18 protein-coding genes and 1 pseudogene are annotated in these 20,101 nt (G+C 73.9%); 16 read left to right on the forward strand and 3 right to left on the reverse strand.

Features of this window, described 5'->3' with window-relative positions; all coding sequences use genetic code 11:
- Positions 1 to 82: 82 nt before the first annotated feature.
- Positions 83 to 397: pseudogene (locus ACFV3R_RS33505) on the forward strand (SDR family NAD(P)-dependent oxidoreductase); the annotation flags it as partial.
- Positions 398 to 512: 115 nt separating this feature from the next.
- The gene (locus ACFV3R_RS33510; protein WP_385591041.1) at positions 513 to 875 is read left to right on the forward strand and encodes a MerR family transcriptional regulator; all 363 of its coding nucleotides are present in this window, start codon (positions 513 to 515) and stop codon (positions 873 to 875) included.
- 22 nt (positions 876 to 897) lie between these two features.
- On the opposite strand, the gene ACFV3R_RS33515 is transcribed toward ACFV3R_RS33510, so the two are convergent.
- Entirely contained in the window at positions 898 to 1,947 is a 1,050-nt protein-coding gene (locus ACFV3R_RS33515; protein ID WP_385591044.1) for an Rv2578c family radical SAM protein, read from the reverse strand.
- A gap of 299 nt (positions 1,948 to 2,246) precedes the next feature.
- On the opposite strand from ACFV3R_RS33515, the gene ACFV3R_RS33520 reads away from it, so the two are divergent.
- The 5 genes from ACFV3R_RS33520 to ACFV3R_RS33540 all read left to right on the forward strand — a co-directional run bounded on the left by ACFV3R_RS33520 (position 2,247) and on the right by ACFV3R_RS33540 (position 8,338).
- Positions 2,247 to 2,690: an SRPBCC family protein gene (locus tag ACFV3R_RS33520; protein WP_385591046.1), complete on the forward strand. Its 444-nt coding sequence runs from the start codon at positions 2,247 to 2,249 to the stop codon at positions 2,688 to 2,690.
- 143 nt (positions 2,691 to 2,833) lie between these two features.
- On the forward strand, positions 2,834 to 3,013 hold the full coding sequence (locus ACFV3R_RS33525) for a hypothetical protein (protein WP_385591048.1): 180 nt from the start codon (positions 2,834 to 2,836) through the stop codon (positions 3,011 to 3,013).
- Positions 3,010 to 3,177 carry a hypothetical protein gene (locus ACFV3R_RS33530; protein ID WP_385591050.1) on the forward strand — a complete coding sequence of 56 codons (168 nt, stop codon included), beginning with the start codon at positions 3,010 to 3,012 and terminating at the stop codon, positions 3,175 to 3,177. Before ACFV3R_RS33525 ends, ACFV3R_RS33530 begins: the two co-directional genes overlap by 4 nt.
- Before the next feature lie 251 nt (positions 3,178 to 3,428).
- Positions 3,429 to 5,159 (forward strand): discoidin domain-containing protein, encoded by a 1,731-nt coding sequence (locus tag ACFV3R_RS33535; protein WP_385591052.1) that lies wholly within the window; start codon positions 3,429 to 3,431, stop codon positions 5,157 to 5,159.
- Between the two features lie 551 nt (positions 5,160 to 5,710).
- Positions 5,711 to 8,338: an MFS transporter gene (locus ACFV3R_RS33540; protein WP_385591055.1), complete on the forward strand. Its 2,628-nt coding sequence runs from the start codon at positions 5,711 to 5,713 to the stop codon at positions 8,336 to 8,338.
- A 401-nt stretch (positions 8,339 to 8,739) separates the two neighbouring features.
- Here the strand turns inward: ACFV3R_RS33540 and ACFV3R_RS33545 are convergent, their stop codons facing one another.
- Positions 8,740 to 9,207: a cupin domain-containing protein gene (locus ACFV3R_RS33545; protein ID WP_385591057.1), complete on the reverse strand. Its 468-nt coding sequence runs from the start codon at positions 9,205 to 9,207 to the stop codon at positions 8,740 to 8,742.
- Between the two features lie 231 nt (positions 9,208 to 9,438).
- On the opposite strand from ACFV3R_RS33545, the gene ACFV3R_RS33550 reads away from it, so the two are divergent.
- The 5 genes from ACFV3R_RS33550 (at position 9,439) to ACFV3R_RS33570 (ending at position 15,422) form a co-directional block, all read left to right on the forward strand.
- Positions 9,439 to 10,272, forward strand: coding sequence for a M55 family metallopeptidase (locus ACFV3R_RS33550; protein ID WP_385591080.1), 834 nt, complete (start codon positions 9,439 to 9,441; stop codon positions 10,270 to 10,272).
- A complete protein-coding gene (locus tag ACFV3R_RS33555; protein WP_385591059.1) occupies positions 10,265 to 11,656 on the forward strand; it encodes a M20/M25/M40 family metallo-hydrolase in 1,392 nt (463 codons plus the stop codon). The genes ACFV3R_RS33550 and ACFV3R_RS33555 overlap by 8 nt, the downstream gene beginning before the upstream one ends.
- Before the next feature lie 29 nt (positions 11,657 to 11,685).
- Positions 11,686 to 13,689, forward strand: coding sequence for a prolyl oligopeptidase family serine peptidase (locus tag ACFV3R_RS33560; RefSeq protein WP_385591062.1), 2,004 nt, complete (start codon positions 11,686 to 11,688; stop codon positions 13,687 to 13,689).
- Positions 13,690 to 13,754: 65 nt separating this feature from the next.
- Entirely contained in the window at positions 13,755 to 14,672 is a 918-nt protein-coding gene (locus tag ACFV3R_RS33565) for an LD-carboxypeptidase (protein WP_385591083.1), read from the forward strand.
- A gap of 123 nt (positions 14,673 to 14,795) precedes the next feature.
- Positions 14,796 to 15,422, forward strand: coding sequence for a MarR family winged helix-turn-helix transcriptional regulator (locus ACFV3R_RS33570; RefSeq protein WP_385591064.1), 627 nt, complete (start codon positions 14,796 to 14,798; stop codon positions 15,420 to 15,422).
- A gap of 207 nt (positions 15,423 to 15,629) precedes the next feature.
- Here ACFV3R_RS33570 and ACFV3R_RS33575 read toward each other — a convergent pair whose 3' ends face one another.
- Complete coding sequence (locus ACFV3R_RS33575; RefSeq protein ID WP_385591066.1) at positions 15,630 to 16,565, reverse strand: NADP-dependent oxidoreductase; 936 nt, start codon at positions 16,563 to 16,565, stop codon at positions 15,630 to 15,632.
- Positions 16,566 to 16,654: 89 nt separating this feature from the next.
- Between ACFV3R_RS33575 and ACFV3R_RS33580 the strand changes: the two genes are divergently transcribed.
- From ACFV3R_RS33580 to ACFV3R_RS33595, 4 genes are all read left to right on the forward strand, one after another.
- Positions 16,655 to 17,233 (forward strand): TetR/AcrR family transcriptional regulator, encoded by a 579-nt coding sequence (locus ACFV3R_RS33580; RefSeq protein ID WP_385591068.1) that lies wholly within the window; start codon positions 16,655 to 16,657, stop codon positions 17,231 to 17,233.
- A gap of 126 nt (positions 17,234 to 17,359) precedes the next feature.
- Positions 17,360 to 17,965, forward strand: coding sequence for a GNAT family N-acetyltransferase (locus ACFV3R_RS33585; RefSeq protein ID WP_385591071.1), 606 nt, complete (start codon positions 17,360 to 17,362; stop codon positions 17,963 to 17,965).
- 160 nt (positions 17,966 to 18,125) lie between these two features.
- Positions 18,126 to 18,959, forward strand: coding sequence for an undecaprenyl-diphosphate phosphatase (locus ACFV3R_RS33590; RefSeq protein ID WP_385591074.1), 834 nt, complete (start codon positions 18,126 to 18,128; stop codon positions 18,957 to 18,959).
- 150 nt (positions 18,960 to 19,109) lie between these two features.
- A complete protein-coding gene (locus ACFV3R_RS33595) occupies positions 19,110 to 20,030 on the forward strand; it encodes an NADP-dependent oxidoreductase (protein WP_385591077.1) in 921 nt (306 codons plus the stop codon).
- The last annotated feature ends 71 nt before the right edge of the window (positions 20,031 to 20,101 follow it).

The raw sequence follows: 20,101 nt of genomic DNA on the forward strand, positions 1-20,101 counted from the left end.
CCCTGGTAGCTCCGCTACGAGGACTCTCCGGCGCCTTGCGATGCACGGCACCAGACCACGCGACCTCATCGGACGCTCATATGGCAAGGACCCCTATGCCGCCTCGAAGGCGGCCCTGGAGACGCTGACCCGGAGCTGGGCGGTGGCCCTCGCGCCGCGCGGGGTCCGGGTGGTGGCCGTGGCCCCGGGCGCGGTGGAGACCCCCATCGGGGTGCACATGGGGCTGACCCCCGCGCAACAGGACGATCGGAGGGCCTGGCAGCTCGCGCACACCCCGCTGGGGCGGCTCGGGCGTCCGGCGGAGGTGGCCTGGCTGGTCTCCCAACTCGCCGACCCCGCAGCCGGTTTCGTCACCGGGGTGGTCGTGCCGGTGGACGGGGGCGCGCTGGTCGCCTGAGCACCCGGCGAAAGCCTCCCCGAGCCGGTGTCGGTGACGGCTGCTACAAACACGGTGGCGGCCGTCCCGCACCCGGGCAGCCGTCCGCGGTGGCCGGTCCGGAGGGGGGAGAGCGGTGCGCATCGGGGAGCTGGCGGCGAGGACGGGCACGACGCCCCGGGCCCTGCGCCACTACGAGCAGGCCGGTCTGCTCACGTCCGTCCGTGAGCCCAACGGCTACCGCGCCTACGACGCGGGGGCGGAGTGCCGGGTCCGCAACATCCGTCACCTGCTGGCGGCCGGCCTCACCCTGGAGGACGTGCGGTGCTTCACCGCGTGCCTCGACGGTGACATGACCACCGTGCGCCCCTCGGCGGAGGGGCTGCGGACGGCCCGCCGCAGACTGGCCGCCATCGAGGAGCGCATCGCCGCGCAGGTCGCGGTCCGCGACCGGCTCGCCGCGGCTCTCAGCACCGCCGACGGCCTCCCCGCGCGCTGACGGCGAAAGGCGGTCGTCCCCCTCACAGCAAGGTGAGCTGCTCCGGTTCCTGGGCGGTGGCGCCGCTGTCCCGGGCAGCCCTTCCGTGGCCCGCGCGTGGCGCAGTGATCCGCCGGGCCTCACCGGCCCGGGCGGGGCCCATGCCGTACTCCGCGGCCAGCTCGTGCACCTGGCGGGTGATCTGCCGCTGGTACCAGCGGGGGGCGTAGGCGCCCTGGGCGTACATGCGCTCATAGCGTTCCACCAGGTGCGGGTGGTGCCGGCCCAGCCACTGCAGGTACCACTCGCGGGCCCCCGGACGCAGGTGCAGGACCAGCGGCGTCACGGAGACCGCCCCGGCCCGGGCGATCTCCCGCACGGTCGCCCGCAACTGCTCCGGGGAGTCCCCGAGGAACGGGATGACCGGGGCCATCAGCACCCCGCAGGCGATGCCGTGGTCGGTCAGGGTGCGCACTGCCTCCAGCCGCCGCTGCGGTGCGGGCGTGCCGGGCTCGACGGTGCGCCACAGCTCCTGGTCGACGAAGCCCACCGACATCGAGACGCCCACTTCCGTGACCTGCGCGGCCTGCCGCAGGAGGTCCAGGTCGCGCAGGACCAGGGTGCCCTTGGTGAGGATCGAGAAGGGGTTGGCGTGGTCGCGCAGCGCCGTCAGGATGCCCGGCATCAACTGGTACCGGCCCTCCGCCCGCTGGTAGCAGTCCACGTTCGTCCCCATCGCGATGTGCTCGCCGCGCCACCGCGGACCGGATATCTCCCGCCGCACCAGCTCGGGCGCGTTGACCTTCACCACGATCTGCGTGTCGAACCCGGTCCCGGTGTCCAGGTCCAGGTAGCCGTGTGTCCGGCGGGCGAAGCAGTAGACGCACGCGTGTGAGCACCCCCGGTAAGGATTGACCGTCCACTCGAACGGCATCCGGGAGGCGCCCGGGACGCGGTTGACGGCCGAGCGGGCGCGCACCTCGTGGAAGGTGATGCCGCGGAACTCGGGGGTGTCGACGGTACGGCTGACGACATCGGCGCCGAAGAGTGCGGCGGGCGCCCGATCGGAGTCGCCCAGGTGGTCCCAGCGCATCGTGTGCGCCTCCTCTCGTCCGACCTGTTCGTTCCCCCTCCGCCGATATTAGAACAAACGTTCGCAAGATCGTGCGGACGCCGCGCAGGCCGTCCCCGGCCGGTCCCGGGCGGGTCCGGATTTGGGGAGTGCGCCCCCGAGTGGTTGGCTTGCGCTCGTCGGGCCCAGCCGGGCGCCCCGCGCGCGTCCGGTGGCACGGCCGCCTCCCCGCGGCGTGCGGCCGGCCGGCGGCAGGGCCGACGTACAGCGAGGTGCGCCGCCGGGGGTCCCCGGTGGTACGGATCGGAAGGACGACACTCATGGCTCAGGTCGAGGCGACCACCCGGCGGGAGATCGCGGCGGACCCCGAGGACGTGTTCGACGCGCTCGCCGACTACTCCGGCACCCGCCCGAAGCTGCTGACCGAGCACTTCAGCGAGTACGAGGTCCGCGAGGGCGGCGACGGCAAGGGCAGCCTCGTCCACTGGAAGCTCCAGGCCACCCAGAAGCGGGTGCGCGACTGCCTCGTCGAAGCGGACGAGCCCACCGACGGCCAGCTGGTGGAGAAGGACCGCAACTCCTCCATGGTCACCACCTGGACCGTCACCCCGGCCGGTGAGGGGCGTGCCGCCGTCACCGTCATCACGACCTGGAACGGCGCCGGTGGCATCGGCGGCTTCTTCGAGCGCACCTTCGCCCCCAAGGGGCTGGTGCGGATCTACGACGCGATGCTCGCCAGGCTGGCGGCGGAGACCGAGAAGTGACGCAGCGTCAGGGGGCGTCCCCCGTCGTGGAGTAGGCGCTACGCGCAGGGTTCGCGCGGGAGGCGGTGGGGGCGGTCGCGTCCCGGGGGCCCGGGCCCCGCACCCTTGAGGGGCACCGCGTCCTCCCGTGAGGATCACGGCTCATGAGCCTCCTGGCCATCACCCACCTCAGCGACCCCCACGTCACCGCCGGCCCGCTCGCCCACGGGCTGGCCGGCGGCCTCCACCGGGCCCTGGGCAGGGTCCTCGCCCTGGACCCCCGACCCGACTGCGTCGTCCTCACCGGCACACCTCGGTCCCCTTCGCCGGGACCCGGCTCGTGACCGCGCCGAGCACCCACCGGCAGAGCGGCCTCGAACCGGGCTCCGACCGGGCCCCGGGGTGCGTCCACGAGCCGACGGCCTTCCTGCTGCACCTGTTCACCGCCTCGGGCTGCATGACCCACACGGTGCCGGTCGGCCACGCCGCCGACCGGGTCCACTACTGAGGGGGTGCGGGGTGGGCGGGGCCGGAGCCTTCACCTCCTGAATCCAGCCGGGAGCGACAAAAGCCCCGGAGCGCCCCCATCGTGCGGAACTGCCGTCAGACTCGCACCGTCCTCCGCCGGACTTCTCGGTCACACCTGTTCAACACCTTGACGCCATCGAGTGGTGCCCCGACCATCACCTCGATCGGAGAGCGCTCTCTCTCCCTCGGTGACAGGCAGGAGACACCGTGAACCGCACCCGTTCCCATCCCTTGCTCAGACATCCCCGACTGCTCGTCCTCGCCCTCGTGGCGGCACTCACCGCCGCACTGACACTGACCGCCGGCCAGACACCGGCCCGCGCCGCAGGCACCCTGCTCTCCAAGGGCGCACCCGTCACGGCCTCCTCCACGGAGAGCGCGGCGACCCCCGCCTCGGCCGCGGTGGACGGCGACAGCGGGACGCGGTGGTCCAGCGCCGCCTCCGCCGACCCGCAGTGGCTCCAGGTCGACCTCGGCTCCACCCAGGAGCTGTGCGGGGCCCAGCTGGACTGGGAGACGGCGTACGCCAAGGCGTACAAGATCCAGACCTCGACCGACGGCAGGACGTGGACGGACGTCCACTCCACCACCACCGGCCCCGGCGGCATCGAACTTCTCACCCTCACCGGCTCCGGCCGCTACGTGCGGGTCTACGCCACCACCCGGGCCACCCAGTACGGCTACTCCCTCTGGGAGTTCCAGCTCTTCACCACCGGTGGCGGCACCACACCGCCCCCCGCCGGCGACGCGAAGCTGCTCTCCTACGGCAAGCCGGCCACCGCCTCCACCTCCCAGGACAGCGGCCAGTGCTCCGGCTGCTCACCGGCCAAGGCCTTCGACCACGACCCCGCGACCCGCTGGGCGACCAGTGACACCACCGGCTGGACCGACCCGGGCTGGATAGCCGTCGACCTCGGCGCGACCGCGCACCTCACCCAGGTCGTCCTCCAGTGGGACCCGGCCTACGCCAAGGCGTACCAGATCCAGACCTCGGCCAACGGCTCCGACTGGACCACCGTCTACTCCACCACCACCGGCAAGGGGTTCAAGGAGATCCTGGACGTGAACGGGGACGGCCGCTACGTGCGGATGTACGGCACCACCCGCGGTACCGAGTACGGGTACTCGCTGTGGACCTTCGACGTCTACGGCACCGGCGGCGCCCCCACCGACCCGCCGCCCGCGCCCCCGAACCCCCAGAACCCCGAACACCTCGTGTGGAGCGACGAGTTCAACGGTTCCGCGGGCAGCAAGCCGGACCCCGCCAAGTGGACGGCCGACTCCGGGGCGGGCGTCAACAACGAGCTGGAGTACTACACCGACAACAAGAACGCCTCGATGGACGGCGCCGGCAACCTCGTCCTGGAGGCCCGCAAGGAGGTCACCCCCGGGTCCAGCTGCCCGCGCGACCCGCTCAGCGGCTCCACCACCTGCCAGTACACCTCCGCGCGCATCAACACCGCCAAGACCTTCACCTTCACCTACGGCCACGTCGAGGCGCGCATCAAGGTGACGGGGACGCAGGGCCTCTGGCCCGCCTTCTGGCTGCTCGGCGCCAACTTCAGCACCGGCACGCCCTGGCCCGACAGCGGCGAGATCGACATCATGGAGCACGTCGGCAAGGTGGCCGACACGGTCTACTCCACCCTCCACGCACCCGCCTACAACGGCGGCAACGGCTACGGCTCGCCCTACACGGTGGCGGGCAGCGACTTCTCCTCGGCCTTCCACACCTATGCCCTGGACTGGGACTCCGGCCACATGACGTTCTCCGTCGACGGCAAGGCCTTCTTCACGGTGGACCGCACCACCCTGGAGCAGACCCGCGGGCCCTGGGTCTACGACCACCCCTTCTTCCTCATCCTCAACAACGCGGTGGGCGGTGACTGGCCCGGGGCGCCCGACGCCTCGACCGTCCTGCCGCAGAAGATGCTCGTCGACTACGTCCGCGTGTCGCAGTGAACGCGCGGGGGCGGGCCCGGACGCGGCCCGCCCCCGTCACGGCCTCCGGGACCCGGTTCGGCACCCCTCGTCCAGTCACCCGCTCTTTCCCCGAAGGCCCTCCCGGCCGCCCCCTCGCGCCGAAGTCCGTCGCCCAGGGCGCCGCCCCGCGCATGCGCCCGCGCACCACGCTCCCTCGCCGAACCCCCGAAGGGGGAGTGCCGCGGCATCAGTTGAGGCACGCTCCCACACGACACCGGGCACCGCGCGAGGGCCTACCGCGACGCGCCGCTGCCGAGCCCGACCGCGCGCCCCGGGCTTCCGGGAACGCGAGGGCACCCGGACGGGGCGGCGTGCGCTCACCGGAACGGGTGGATCTCCCGCGCGGCTTCGCGAAGTTGCGTACGACGCGTGCGAGGACGTAAGCCCAGATGAGGGACTTGACGGTCGCCCCAGGCAACGGCATCCCCGAGGCTTGCAGTCCGTTATGCCTGTTGTCTCCTGTTTGATCGCAGCCCGCCCCCGGTGCGACAAAGGCCGCTGCACATCGCGGAACGAGGGGAGCGGGCCAGGTGGCCGGGACGACGCTGAAAGACCACACGACGCAGGACCTCGAAGGAGAACCACGGGGACGCCCCGGTCCGCCGGACACCGCCATCGGACCCGCGGCGCCGGACCCCACCGACCCGCCCACCCTCAGGCTCCCGACCGGCCCCGGGCCCCACGCCACCGAAACCGCCCCGCCCGCGGCCGTGCCCGGCGGTCCGGAGGCCGCCGAGGACGCCGCCCCCGCTCCGCCCCGACCCGGCGGCGCGCCCGTCGTCCTGAGCCCCGCCCGGGTGCGGATGGTCTTCCTCGGGCTGATGCTCACGCTGCTCCTCGCCGCGCTCGACCAGACGATCGTGGCGACCGCGCTGCCCCGGATCGTCGGCGAACTCCACGGCCTGGACCAGATGTCCTGGGCGGTCACCTCCTACCTCCTGGCCTCCACCATCGGGCTGCCCGTCTACGGCAAGCTCGGCGACCTCTTCGGCCGCAAACCGGTCTTCCTCTTCGCCATCGTCGTCTTCGTCGTCGGCTCGGGGCTCGCCGGGTGGTCGCACACCATGGACCAGATGGTCGCCTTCCGGGCCGTCCAGGGTGTGGGCGGCGGCGGCCTCATGATCGGAGTGCAGGCCATCATCGCGGACGTCGTCCCGCCCCGGGAGCGCGGCCGCTACATGGGCCTGATCGGGGCCGCGTTCGGCCTCGCCTCGGTCGCCGGACCGCTGCTGGGCGGCTTCTTCACCGACCACGCCTCCTGGCGCTGGTGCTTCTACGTCAACGTCCCCTTCGGACTGGTGACGCTGCTGGTCATCGCCCTCGTGCTGAAGCTGCCGCGCCCCCGGGTCCGGCCGCGGCTCGACGTCGCCGGCGTGCTGCTGCTGGCCGCCTTCTCCACCTGCCTGGTGCTGCTGACCAGTTGGGGCGGCACCGAGTACGCCTGGGACTCCCGCGAGATCCTCGGACTCGGCGCGGGAGCGCTGCTCAGCGCGGCGCTCTTCCTCCTCGTGGAGCGCTTCGCCGCCGAACCCGTCATCCCGCTGCGGCTCTTCCGCGACTCGGTCTTCAACCTCACCGGCCTGGTCGGGGCCGTGGTCGGGGTCGCGCTGTTCGGCGCCGCCAGCTACCTGCCCACCTTCCTCCAGATGGTCGACGGCGCCTCGGCCACCGAGTCCGGCCTGCTCATGCTGCCCATGATGGGCGGCGTCGTCCTCGCCTCCGTCGCCTCCGGCCAACTCATCAGCCACAGCGGCACGTACAAGATCTGGCCCATCCTGGGGTGCGCCACCGCCGCGGTCGGCATGTGGCTGCTCTCCCGGTTGGAGGAGGACACCTCCCGGCCGGTCTACAGCCTCTGGATGGGCATCCTCGGCCTCGGCATCGGGTTCGTGCTCCCCGTCCTGGTGCTGGCCGTGCAGAACTCCGTCCGCGTCGCCGACCTGGGCACCGCCACCAGCGCCAACAACTTCTTCCGGCAGATCGGCGGCAGCGTCGGAGCCGCCGTCTTCGGCACCGTCTTCGCCGGCCGCCTCTCCGGCCAACTGGCCCGCCGACTGCCCCACTCGGCACACCTGCCCGACCCCGAGTCGATCACCCCGCAGCTCGTCCACGCCCTGCCGGCACCGCTGCGCGAGGCGTTCAGCGCCTCCTACGCCGCCGCGATGCCGCGCATCTTCCTCTACCTCGTGCCGGTCCTGCTGCTCGGCCTGGTCCTGGCCTTCTTCCTGAAGGAGAAACCCCTGATGTCCGCACCGTCGCCCACCGACGCAACCGACCTCCCCCTCACCTCCCAGCCCGCGCCCCACACCGCCACGGCCGGCATCCCGGCGGGACGGACCGCCTCCGCCCACGAGACGGGGAGCCCCGGCCACTCCGTTCCGGCCGCCGCCCCCTACGCCTCCGGGGTCCCGGTGTGCGGGGCGGTGCGGCACAGCGACGGCAGCACCGTGCCCCGCGCAGCCCTCACCCTCATCGACATCGGCGGCCGGCAGGTGGGCCGGGGCGCCAGCGGCGAGGACGGCCGGTACGCGCTCAGCACGCCGGGCGCCGGCAGCTACGTGCTGATCGCCGCGGCCGGCGGCCACCAGCCGCAGGCCGTCACGGTCACTGTCGGGGAGCGGCCCGTCGACCTCGACGTCGTGCTCGGCGGTGCCGGCCGCCTGGCCGGGACCGTCACCACCGCCGACGGCATCCCGGTGCGGGACGCGATGGTCACCCTCACCGACGTCCGCGGCGAGGTGGTCGCCACCACCCGCAGCGGACGCGAGGGCGGCTACGTCATCGGGGAACTGGTCGCCGGCGAGTACACCCTCGCCTCCAGTGCCCCCGCCTACCGCCCCGCCGCCCTCCCGGTCACCGTTCAGGCCTCCCGGGAGACCCGCCAGGACATCGAACTCGCCGGCGGCGCCGTGCTGCGGGGCACGGTCCGCGCCGGCGGCGGCCGACCGGTCGAGGACGCCAGGGTCACGCTGCTGGACGCCGCCGGCAACGTCGTCGACACGGCTACCACCGGCGCCGACGGCCACTTCCGCTTCGTCGACCTCTCCGCCGGCGAGTACACGGTCATCGCCGCGGGCTACCCGCCCGTCGCCACCGTGCTGCAGGTCGCCGGCGGTGGCCGGACCGAGCGCGACCTCCAGCTGGGCCACGAGGACTGAGGGGTCCTTGCCATATGAGCGTCCGATGAGGTCGCGTGGTTGCGTGGTCTGGTGCCGTGCATCGCAAGGCGCCGGAGGGTCCTCGTAGCGGAGCTACCAGGGCTTTTCGGCAACGCCGCGAGGTGCGGTGCCGGACCACGCGACCCGGGCGGGCATATGGCAAGGACCCCCGGGACCCCGCACGCCCGGAGCGCTCCGGTACCCGGGCGGGACGGCGAGCGCGGTGACGCCGTCCCGCCGGGCGGACACGGCCGACCGCGCCCGCCGGTCCGACCGCACCCCGGCTCCTCTCACCCGTCCGGGCGGACCGGGGGAAGCCCGCCGTCGCGACGTGCTGCCCCGCGCGGCCGCTCGCGCAGCAGCGGAGCCCCGGCGGCGGGACGTCCACGGCCCGGCAGCCGTCACCCGCGTCCCGGGAGCCGTGCCCCGCAGCGGCTGCAGAAGGCCGCCTGCGGTTCGCCGGGCACGTGGCCGCACGCGCCGCAGGCCGGCGCCGCGGCGGGCGCGGCGGTGGGGCGGCCGACGGCCAGACCGGGCCGGCGCCGGTGCGCCGTCAGATACGCCATGCCCTCGGGTCCGGCGGTCAGGGCACGCGGCGTGCCACGGCCCAGCCACACCAGGCTGCCGGGTTCCAGCGGCTCCTCCCCGGCATCGGTGCGCAGCGTTCCCCCGCCCCATGCCACGTACAGCAGCACGTCGAGGGAGGGTTCGACGTGCTCGGGGACGCCGGCGCCCGAGGGCAGCCGGATCACGTTGGCGTCCAGCTGCCGGTCCTCGGCCGTCAGCCGCCACAACGCGCCGCCCCGGTCCGCGGGCACGTCCGCCAGCAGCGCCGTCAGCCCACCGGTCACCCCTGATCGGGTCCCCATCGTCCTGCTCCCCTTTCCGTCCTGCCGCCTCACGGCCGGCCGCACCGGCCGCCCGGTCCGCCCGCGTCCCGCGCCACGGCAAGTCTTTCATCCTTCGGCCTGGGCCCGGCCTCGTCACCGGTCGCCCGCACCGGGACCGGGGTGCGGCCGGCGACGGCCGGCGGGACGGCACCCCTCGCCGGCCCCGACCCCGTGCGGGACCCCGCCCCCCTGCGGTAGAACTGCCCCATGGTGAAGATCCTCATCTCCGCGGACATGGAGGGCGCCACCGGCGTGACCTGGCCGGCCGACGTGCTGCCGGGCTCGCCGCAGTGGGAGCGCTGCCGCCGGCTGTTCACCTCCGACGTCCAGGCGGCGGCGCTCGGGTTCCTCGACGCGGGCGTCGAGGAGGTACTGGTCAACGAGGCGCACTGGACGATGCGCAACCTCCTGCTGGAGGAGCTGGACGAGCGGGTGCAGATGATCACCGGCCGCCACAAGTCCCTGTCCATGGTCGAGGGGGTACAGCACGGGGACGTCGACGGCGTCGCCTTCGTCGGCTACCACACCGGCGCGGGCACCGAGGGCGTCCTGGCCCACACCTACCTCGCCAACTCCATCACCGGCGTCTGGGTCGACGGCACGCCTGCCAGCGAGGGGTACCTCAACTCACTGGTCGCCGCCGAGTACGGCGTGCCCGTGGTGCTGGTCACCGGCGACGACCGGGCCTGCGAGGACGCCGCCTCCTACGCCCCCCGGGCGCGGACCGTGGCGGTGAAGGACTACGTCTCGCGCTACGCCGCGGTCTGCCGCCCGCCGGCGCGCACCGCCGCCGACATCCGGGCCGCCGCCCGCGAGGCCGCCGCGCTGGCCGGGCGCCACGAGCCGCGCCGCGGCGGGCCGCACACCGTCGAGGTCGAGTTCGACGCGGAACACCTGGTGGGCGCCGCCACGGTCGTCCCCGGTGTCGAACACAGCGGCCTGCGCAGGGTGGCGTATACAAGTGCGGACATGTACGAGGGCATCCGCTGCTTCAAGGCGGTCACCACCCTCGTCTCGTCGGCTGTGGAGGAGCAGTATGGCTGAGCAGCACCCCCTCACCGGGCCCGGCGGCGCCACCGGGACCGCCGTCCCGCCCGACGCGGAGCCCGGCCCGCAGGCGCTGGAGGAGGTCGTCCGCTTCACCTCCGACCTCATCCGGATCGACACCACCAACCGCGGCGGCGGGCAGTGCCGGGAGCGGCCGGCCGCCGAGTACGTCGCCGAGCGCCTGGCCGACGCCGGCCTGGAACCCACCCTCCTGGAGCGCACCGAGGGCCGCACCAACGTGGTCGCCCGCGTCCCCGGCACCGACCCGTCGGCCCCCGCCCTGCTGGTCCACGGCCACCTCGACGTGGTGCCCGCCGAAGCCGACGACTGGAGCGTGCACCCCTTCTCGGGCGAGGTGCGCGACGGGGTGGTGTGGGGGCGCGGCGCCATCGACATGAAGAACATGGACGCGATGGTGCTGGCCGTCGTGCGGGAATGGGCGCGTACCGGCCGGCAGCCCCGGCGGGACGTCGTGCTGGCCTTCACGGCGGACGAGGAGGCCAGCGCCGTCGACGGCTCCGGCTTCCTCGCCGACCACCACCCCGAGCTGTTCGAGGGGTGCACCGAGGGCGTCAGCGAGTCCGGCGCCTTCACCTTCCATGCCGGTGGGGGCCGCCGCCTCTACCCCGTCGCGGCGGGGGAGCGGGGCACCGCCTGGCTGAGGCTGACCGCGCACGGCCGCGCCGGCCACGGCTCGAAGGTCAACCACGCCAACGCCGTCACCCGGCTCGCCGCCGCCGTCACCCGCATCGGGGAGTACCGCTGGCCGCTGCGGCTGACCCCGACGGTCCGCGCCGCGCTCACCGAACTCGCCGCACTCTTCGAGGTCACCGACGTCGAGACCGACCCGGACGCCCCCGGCTTCGACGTCGACGCGCTGCTGGAGAGCCTGGGGCCGGCCGCCGAGCTGGTGCGTCCCACGGTCCGCAACTCCGCCAACCCGACGGTGCTGGAGGCCGGTTACAAGGTCAACGTCATCCCCGGCACCGCCCTCGCCCAGGTCGACGGCCGCATCGTGCCGGGTGGCGAGGCCGAGTTCACCCAGACGCTCGACGCACTCACCGGACCGGACGTGAGCTGGGAGTTCGCCCACCGCGAGCCACCGCTGACCGCGCCGGTCGAGGGCCCCACCTTCGCCGCGATGCGGGCCGCCTTGGCGCACTTCGACCCGACGGCGCACGCCGTGCCGTACTGCATGTCGGGCGGTACGGACGCCAAGCAGTTCTCGCGCCTGGGCATCACCGGCTACGGCTTCTCGCCGCTGCGGCTGCCCGAGGGCTTCGACTACCAGGCGCTCTTCCACGGCGTCGACGAGCGGGTCCCGGTGGACGCCCTGCACTTCGGGGTCCGCGTCCTGGACCGCTTCCTGCGCACCGCCTGACCCTGCCACGCCCCTCCAGGAGGATCACCATGCCCACCGCGGCCCCCTACGGAACCTGGGCCTCACCGATCGACGCCCACCTGGTCGCCACCCGGGACGGCCGCCCCGAGTACCTGGGCACGGTGGGCGAGGAGGTCTGGTGGACCGCGCCGCGCCCGGCAGAGGGCGGGCGGCGCGCCCTGGTGCGGCTGACCGCCGAGGGCGCGGAGGAGACGGTGCTGCCGGCGCCGTGGGACGTGCGCAGCCGGGTCATCGAGTACGGCGGCCACCCCTGGGCCGGTGCGGTGACGCCGGACGGCCCGGTGGTGGTCTTCAGCCACTTCGCCGACCAGCGCCTCCACCTCTTCTGCCCGGACTCGGCCGAGCCGCCGCGGCCCCTGACCCCGCTCTCCGACGTGGGGGAGGGGCTGCGCTGGGCGGACCCCGTGGTGCTCCCCGAGCGGGGCGAGGTCTGGTGCGTGCTGGAGGAGTTCACCGGTCCCTCCCAGGCCGACGTGCGGCGTGTCCTGGCGGCCGTCCCGCTGGACGGCTCCGCGGCCGGGGACCGCGGCCGGATCCGTGAACTCAGCGACGACCGGAACCGGTTCGTCACCGGTCCGCGGCTCTCCCCGGACGGCGGGCGGGTCGCGTGGATCGCCTGGAACCACCCCGCGATGCCCTGGGACGGCACGCACGCCCTCCTCGCCGACGTCACCGCCGAGGGCACCCTGGCCGAGGTGCGCACCGTGGCCGGCGGTCCCCGCGAGGCCGTCGCCCAGGTGGAGTGGGCTCCCGACGGCGGGCTGCTGTACGCCTCCGACCCGGACGGCTGGTGGAACCTGTGGTATCTGGCGGCCGGGGCGCTGGCGCCGGGAGCCCCCGGCGCCGCCCGGCAGCTCGGGCCGAAGGCGGCGGAGGAGTTCGCGGGCGGCCCGCTGTGGCGCATCGGCAACCGCTGGTTCGCGCCGCTGCCCGGCGGATCGATCGCCGTCCTCCACGGCCTGGGCGACCCCGTACTGGGGATACTGGACCCGGTCACCGGTGAGGTCGCCGACGTGCCCGGCCCGTGGACGACCTGGGCCAACACCCTGGCCGTCCGCGACACCCGCGTCGTCGGGCTGGCCGGTGCGGCCGACCGGTCCTGGGAGATCGTCGAACTCGACACCCGCACCGGCCTGACCCGTGCCGTGGCCGCCCACCACACCGACGACGTCGACCCCGCCCACTACCCGAAGTCCTTCTCGCGCACCTTCACCGGCCCCGGCGGACGCGAGGTGCACGCCCACGTCCACCCGCCGCACCACCCCGACCACACCGGGCCGAGCGGCGAGGCGCCGCCGTACGTGGTCTGGGCGCACGGTGGTCCCACCAGCCGCTTCCCGCTCGTCCTGGACCTGGAGGTCGCCTACTTCACCAGTCGCGGCATCGGCGTGGTGGAGGTCGACTACGGAGGCTCCACCGGCTACGGGCGGGCCTACCGCGAGCGGCTGCGCGGGATGTGGGGCCTGGTCGACGTCGAGGACTGCGCGGCCGTGGCCACGGCGCTCGCCGACGAGGGCACCGCCGACCCGGCGCGGCTGGCCATCCGCGGCGGCAGCGCCGGCGGCTGGACCACGGCGGCGTCGCTGGCCGGCACCGACGTCTACGCCTGCGGCGTCATCAGCTACCCCGTGCTGGACCTCCTCGGCTGGGCGAGTGGCGGGACCCACGACTTCGAGTCCCGTTACCTGGAGACGCTGGTGGGCCCGCTCGCCGACGTCCCCGACCGCTACCGAGAGCGGTCCCCGCTCCAGCACGCCGAGCACGTCGCGGTGCCCTTCCTGCTGCTCCAGGGACTGGCCGACGTCATCTGCCCGCCCGTGCAGTGCGAGCGGTTCCTGGCCAAGGTCGCGGGCAAGGGCATCCCGCACGCCTATCTGGCCTTCGAGGGCGAGGGCCACGGCTTCCGGCGCGAAAGCACACTCGTCCGGGCGGTGGAGGCGGAACTCGCCCTGTACGCACAGACCTTCGGGTTCGTCCGGGAGGACGTACCGGCGCTGGAGCTGGCGCGGTGACGGGGCCTGCCGTGGACGGACGCGGCGCCGTGCCGGGCGCTGCGGACGTCCCGCCCGCGGCCCGGGTGCGGCCCCTGCTGCGACCGCCCCGGCTGCGCCCCGGCGACCGGGTGGCGGTGGTGGCGCCCAGCGGCCCGGTGGTGCCCGAGCGGCTCGACGCCGGCCTGGACATCCTGCGCGGCTGGGACCTCGACCCGGTGCCCCTGCCGCACGTCCGCGCGGTCCACCCCGCCCTGCCCCACCTCGCCGGCACGGACCAGCAGCGCGCCGCGGACCTGCAACAGGCGCTGTGCGAACCGGGTTTCCGTGCCGTCTTCACCGCCCGTGGCGGGTACGGGGCGCAGCGCACCGTGGACCTCGTCGACTGGGCGGCCGTCGCTGCCGCCGCCCCCCGGCACCTGATCGGCTTCAGCGACGTCACCGTGGTGCACGACGCGCTGGCCCGGCACGCCCGGGTGGTCTCGCTGTACGGCCCGGCGCTGGCGGGCGAGGTGTTCCTCAAGGACGAGCCGACCAGGGAGCACCTGCGCCGGCTCCTGTTCGACGAGACGGCCGCCTCCTGCCCGGCGGCGCCCGGGGCGCGGACCCTGGTGTCCGGCCGGGCCACCGGGGTGGCCCTGGGCGGCTGCCTCACGATGCTGGCCACGAACCTGGCGACGCCGCACGCCAGGCCCGGCGCCCGCGGCGGCATCCTGCTCCTGGAGGACGTGGCCGAGGCGCCGTACGCAGTGGACCGCTCGCTCACCCACCTCTTGCGGTCGGGGTGGCTGGACGGGGTCGCCGGCGTGGTCCTGGGGTCCTGGCGGGACTGCGGGCCCGGTTACGCCGCCCTCCGGCCCGTGCTGCTGGAGCGCCTCGCCCCTCTCGGGGTGCCGGTGGTGGAGGAGTTCGGCTTCGGCCACGGCTCCACCGCGCTCACCGTCCCGCTCGGGGTACGTGCCGAACTGGACGCGGACGCACGGACGTTGCGCTGGGACCTGTGACGCCGCGCCTCGCCGCGGGCGGCCCGGCAGCGGATGAGGACCTGCCGGGGACCGCCGGGCCCACCCCGCGCGTGCGGCCGCCTGCGTTCCTCGTCCTCCCGCACACGTTCTAAGCTGCGGCGGATGACGCGAGACGAACACGCAGGGCCGCCCGGGCAGGCCGCCGCCGAGAAGAGCGCACCAGGCCGCGCCCCGGACGGTGGGGAGGGACCCGCGGCGGGGCAGGGCGAGGAGGTGCGGCCCGCCGCCGAGGCGCTGGTGGACCTCATCCGCTTCGCCCTGCGCCAGATGACGCCGCTGCGGGAGATCGGCTTCTCCGCGATGGCCGCCCTGAACATCCTGGACTCCATGGGACCGCACCGGGTCACCGAACTCGCCGTGCACGAGGGGATCAGCCAGCCCTCGATGACGGCGATGGTCTCCCGGCTGGAGCAGCAGGGGCTGGTGGCGCGCGCGCCCGACCCCGACGACGGCCGCAGCGTCCTGGTGAACATCACCGACCGCGGGCGGGAGATGGTGCGCAGGCGGCGCTCCGGACAGGTCACCTTCCTCTCCCACCTCATCGGGGAGCTCGAACCGGCGGCGCGCGGACAGTTGACGGACGCGGCGGCGGCCCTGGCCCGGCTGACCGACACCGACCAGGTCCCCGGCGCGCTGGAGGCGGCCCGTGAGGCCATGGCCCGGGAGGCGGCCCGTGAGGGCGGGGGGCCGGGGGAGGACTGGAACGCTTCCGCTGGATCCCCCGGCTGACCGGATGAAGACGACGGTGAGGTGGAGCCCCGCCCGGCCCGGGGCAGCGGATCGATCCTCCCCCCTGGGCGTCAGCCGACGGACCGCATCGGTCAGGGGTCGGACGTTCCGGGGAAATCGCCCCGGACCTGGGGCCCGTCAGGGCGGACGGTCACACGGACGGCCCGGCGGCTGAGGACGGACTGCGAGTTCCGGAGGGCGGGTCCCTCAGCCGATGCGGAGGACGAGCTTGCCGCCTGCCTTGCCGGACAGGCTCAGTTCCGTGGCGGTACGCCAGTCCTCCAGGGGGAAGGTCCGAGCGACGGGGACGGTGAACCTGCCCTCGGCGGCCAGTCGTGCGTATTCGGGCAGCACGTCGTTGTGGTACTCGTTCCCCTCCTCGCCGAACTGGTACCGCACGCCCAGTTCCTGGGCCGCGCCGAAGTCGCTCAAGGTCAGCGCGTCCTGCGGCTTCCTCACTGAGCGCACGACCTCCGGCAGTGAGTTGCTGACCGGCGCGGCGTCGAGGGCGAGGTCGACGGGCCCGCCCGCCAGTGCCCGTACACGCTCGGACATCCCCTCGCCGTAACCGGTGACCTCGGCGCCCAGCGCGCGAAGCGCGTCGGCGTAGGTCGTTCCGGCGGTGGCGATCACCCGGGCTCCGTGGCGGAGCGCGATCTGCACCGCGGCGTAGCCGACGGTGCCGCCCGCGCCGTGCACCAGCACGGTGAGCCCTTCGGCGGCGCCCTTGCGGACACCGAGTCCGTGCAGCCCGCGGTGGGCGGTCTCGACCGCCATCGGCAGGGCGGCGGCAGCGTCGGGGGCAAGGCCGGCGGGGCGCGGGAAGAAGACGTCCAGCAGGGCGTAGTCAGACGCACCTGCCGTCGGTCCCGTGAACGGCACCGGACCGAAGACCGCCTCGCCGACGGCGACTCCGGCCACGTCCGCACCGACGGCGTCGACCTTGCCCGAAACCTCCAGGCCGATGCCGCGCGGCAGGTCACCGGGGAAGAGCCCGGCGCACAGGGCCCAGTCGGCGGGGTTGAGACCGCAGCTCTGCACTGCCACCCGTATCTGACGGGGGCCGGGGGTAGGGGGCTCGGCGTCCTCGAGGTGCACGACGTCCAAAGCGGGACCGTTCACATGGAAGCGCAGGGTGCGCATGATGCCTCCCGGGTCGTGTGACAGCAGGTGCTGTCATCACTCGGACTCTAACGCATGATGACAGCATCTGCTGTCGGTAGACTGACGGCATGGCACGGTGGGAAGGCAACGCACGCGGCCGCCTGGAACGGGCGGCGCTGGACCTGTTCACAGAGCAGGGCTATGACCGCACCACGGTCGCGCAGATCGCCAAGCGCGCCAATCTCACTGAGCGGTCCTTCTACCGTTGGTTCCCGGACAAGCGGGAAGTGCTGTTCGGAGGCAGCGAAGAGCTCGAGGAGCGCTTCATCGCTGCGATCGGTGCCGTCCCCGAGGGCACCGGGCCGCTGGCCACGCTGATGGCGGCGTTCGGCACCGCGCCGGAGGTGTTCCGGCCCCGCGACTTCCTGCGGGAGCGGGCGGCGGTGATCGCCGCCAATCCGCCCCTGCAGGAGCGTGAGCTGATCAAGCTCGCCTCTCTCTCCCGGGCCCTTACAGCCGCCCTGCGGGAACGCGGCCACGACGCTGCGACGGCGCACCTGGCCACCGACGCGGGCATGGCCATCGTGCGCATCACAGCCCAGCGCTGGCTCGCCGACGGGGACGCCGACTACGCCCGGCTCCTGTCGGCCGGCGCCGCAGACCTGCTCTCCGTACTCACGCAGGACGGTGCCCTGGCGCAGCCCTGACAGTCGTCCCGCGAACGGCCGGCGGTGAATCCCCGTATCGGTGCCTCCCGGGCGGGGGCGAGGTGCGCACCACCGCGCCGGATGTGCCTGGCGGCCCGTTCCGGGCGCGCCCCTTAGGATCACCGCGTGGACCACGACACGGACCAGCACCCCGGGCCCTACCTCGCGCGCGGCACCCGCACCGCCCTCCGGCACTTCACCGCAGCCGACGGCGAGGAGTTCACCACCCACGTCCGCGCCAGCCGTGCCCTGCACCACCCCTGGCTCGCGCCGCCCGCCGACGAGGAGACCTACCGGGCGTACTTCGCCAACCTGCAGGAACCCGCGCGCGAGGGCTTCCTGGTCTGTGAGCCGGCCGCCGACGGCCGCATCGCCGGCTACGTGACGATCAACAACATCGTGCACGGGGCCTTCCGCTGCGGTGCCGTCGGCTACGGGGCCTTCGCCCACGCGGCCGGCCGGGGCCTGATGTCCGAGGGGCTGGGACTGGTGGTCCGGTACGCCTTCGGCCCGCTCGGTCTGCACCGGCTGGAGGCCAACATCCAGCCGGACAACGCGCCCTCCCTCGCCCTGGTCAGGCGCCTGGGCTTCCGCCTGGAGGGCTTCTCCCCCGACTTCCTGCTCGTCGACGGGGACTGGCGGGACCACGAACGATGGGCGATAACCGCCGAGATGGTCCCGCCCGGTGACCTCGGCGCCGGCCAGGCCGGCGACTCCCCGGCCGCGGGCTGACCGACGATCCCCCGCCACCGGCTGTTCACCGCAGCGTTCCCGGCGCCTGGCACCCTCGCAACCGCAGGCCCCCCCGAGGGCGCCGTCGCTGTGACGGCACCCCCGGCGACCGGTGGCCGCCGCCGTGTTCTCCGCCCTCCCGTCCCCAGAAGTGGAACCCATGACCGCCATCACCATCGGCCAGGCCGTCGTCCTCGGGATCGTGGAGGGGGTGACCGAGTTCCTGCCCGTCTCCTCCACCGGCCACCTGAAGATCACCGAAGGGCTGATGGGCGTCAACGTCGACGACGCGGCCGTGGTCGGCTTCTCCGCCGTCATCCAGGTCGGGGCGATCGCGGCCAGCCTCCTGTACCTCGCCAAGGACATCGCCCGCATCGTCAGGGCGTGGGGGCGTGGGCTGGTCAACCGCAACGAGCGGTACCACCACGACTACAAGTTCGCCTGGTGGGTGATCTTCTCGACGATCCCCATCGTCGTCGTCGGGCTCGCCGCGAAGCCGCTGATCGACGGCCCGCTCGCCTCCCTGTGGGTGGTCGCCGGCTCGCTCATCGTGGGCAGCGGCGTGATGTGGGCCGCCGACCAGATGGGCCGGCACAAGCGGGGTGAGGACGACACCTCGCTGAAGGACACCATGTGGGTGGGGTGCTCCCAGATCCTCGCCCTCCTCTTCCCCGGCTTCTCCCGGTCCGGAGCCACCATGTCCACCGGACTGATCCTGGACCTGGAGCGGGTCGCCGCCACCCGCCTCTCCTTCTTCCTGGGCATCCCGGCCCTCACCGGCGCGGGCGTCTACGAACTGAAGGACGCGGTCGGCACCGGCACCGGCGTCGTCCCGCTCGCCGTCGGCACCCTGGTCTCGTTCGTCGTGGCGTACTTCTCCATCGACTGGCTGCTGAAGTTCGTCGCCAAGCACTCCTTCAACTCGTTCGTGATCTACCGGATCGTCGTCGGCGTGCTGCTCTTCGGGATGCTGGGCATGGGCGTCTTCGGCTGAACCGGCTGAACCGGCTGAACCGGCGGATCGGCGGGCACTTCGCCGGTGTCCCGGCCGTCGCGCGGCCCGGCCCCGCCCACCGGGCACAGCCGGGTCATCCTTGCGGCGCCCGCCCGGAATGATCCGTTACCCACTCGTGTTGGCGCTGCCATGAAGGCAATCACCACCAGCCGTTACGGCGGCCCGGAGACCCTGGAACTGACCGAGACCGACGACCCGAAGGTGGGACCCGACTCGGTCCTGGTGCGGGTGAAGGCGGCCGGTGTCAACCCCGTCGACTGGAAGATCGTCGGGGGCCACCTCGACGCGATCATGAACGTGCACTTCCCCCTCGTGCCGGGCTGGGACGTCGCCGGCATCGTGGAGGCCGTCGGCCTGGACACCCCCGAGTTCGCCGTCGGCGACGAGGTCTACGGGTACGTGCGCAAGGACGAGGTCCAGCACGGCACGTACGCCGAACTCGTCGCCGCGCCGGTCCGCACCCTCGCGCGCCGGCCCGCCTCGCTCGGATGGCGGGAGGCGGCGGCGCTGCCGCTGGCCGGCCTCACCGCCCTGCAGTCCCTGGACCGTGTGGGCGTACGCGACGGCGACACCGTCCTGGTCCACGCCGCCTCCGGCGGGGTGGGGGCCTTCGCGGTGCAGATCGCCGTGGCCCGGGGCGCCCGTGTCATCGGCACCGCCAGCGAGCGCAACCACGACTTCCTGCGGTCGCTCGGCGCCGAACCGGTCAGCTACGGAGACGGCCTCGCCGACCGGGTGCGCGCCCTGGCCCCCGGAGGCGTCGACGCCGCGGTCGACTACGTCGGCGACGGCGCCGCCGGGATCTCCCGCGACCTGCTCACCGACGCCGCGCGCAACGCCTCGATCGTCGACCCCGCGGTGACGGAGCTGGGTGGACACCACGTCTGGGTCCGACCGGACGCCCAGGGACTGGCCGAACTCGGCCGCCTGGCGGACGCCGGGTCCCTCACCGTCCACGTCGAGCACGCCCTCCCGCTCGCCCAGGCCGCCGAGGCCTTCCGGCTCAGCCAGGACGGACACGTCCGCGGCAAGGTGGTGCTGGAGGCCTGAGGGCTCCGCCGCCACCGCCCCGCCCCGGGACCGCTGCCGTGGTCCCGGGGCGGGGCGGGGGGGGGGGGGGG

Source organism: Streptomyces sp. NPDC059740 (assembly GCF_042733155.1).
GTDB lineage: Bacteria > Actinomycetota > Actinomycetes > Streptomycetales > Streptomycetaceae > Streptomyces.

Excerpts from the sequence above, each read along its gene's own strand:
- ACFV3R_RS33560 (WP_385591062.1), top strand. The coding sequence starts at position 11,686 with ATGCCCACCGCGGCCCCCTACGGAACCTGGGCCTCACCGATCGACGCC.
- ACFV3R_RS33595 (WP_385591077.1), top strand. The coding sequence starts at position 19,110 with ATGAAGGCAATCACCACCAGCCGTTACGGCGGCCCGGAGACCCTGGAA.
- ACFV3R_RS33555 (WP_385591059.1), top strand. The coding sequence starts at position 10,265 with ATGGCTGAGCAGCACCCCCTCACCGGGCCCGGCGGCGCCACCGGGACC.
- ACFV3R_RS33590 (WP_385591074.1), top strand. The coding sequence starts at position 18,126 with ATGACCGCCATCACCATCGGCCAGGCCGTCGTCCTCGGGATCGTGGAG.
- ACFV3R_RS33520 (WP_385591046.1), top strand. The coding sequence starts at position 2,247 with ATGGCTCAGGTCGAGGCGACCACCCGGCGGGAGATCGCGGCGGACCCC.
- ACFV3R_RS33545 (WP_385591057.1), bottom strand. The coding sequence starts at position 9,207 with ATGGGGACCCGATCAGGGGTGACCGGTGGGCTGACGGCGCTGCTGGCG.
- ACFV3R_RS33570 (WP_385591064.1), top strand. The coding sequence starts at position 14,796 with ATGACGCGAGACGAACACGCAGGGCCGCCCGGGCAGGCCGCCGCCGAG.
- ACFV3R_RS33515 (WP_385591044.1), bottom strand. The coding sequence starts at position 1,947 with ATGCGCTGGGACCACCTGGGCGACTCCGATCGGGCGCCCGCCGCACTC.
- ACFV3R_RS33525 (WP_385591048.1), top strand. The coding sequence starts at position 2,834 with ATGAGCCTCCTGGCCATCACCCACCTCAGCGACCCCCACGTCACCGCC.
- ACFV3R_RS33575 (WP_385591066.1), bottom strand. The coding sequence starts at position 16,565 with ATGCGCACCCTGCGCTTCCATGTGAACGGTCCCGCTTTGGACGTCGTG.
- ACFV3R_RS33580 (WP_385591068.1), top strand. The coding sequence starts at position 16,655 with ATGGCACGGTGGGAAGGCAACGCACGCGGCCGCCTGGAACGGGCGGCG.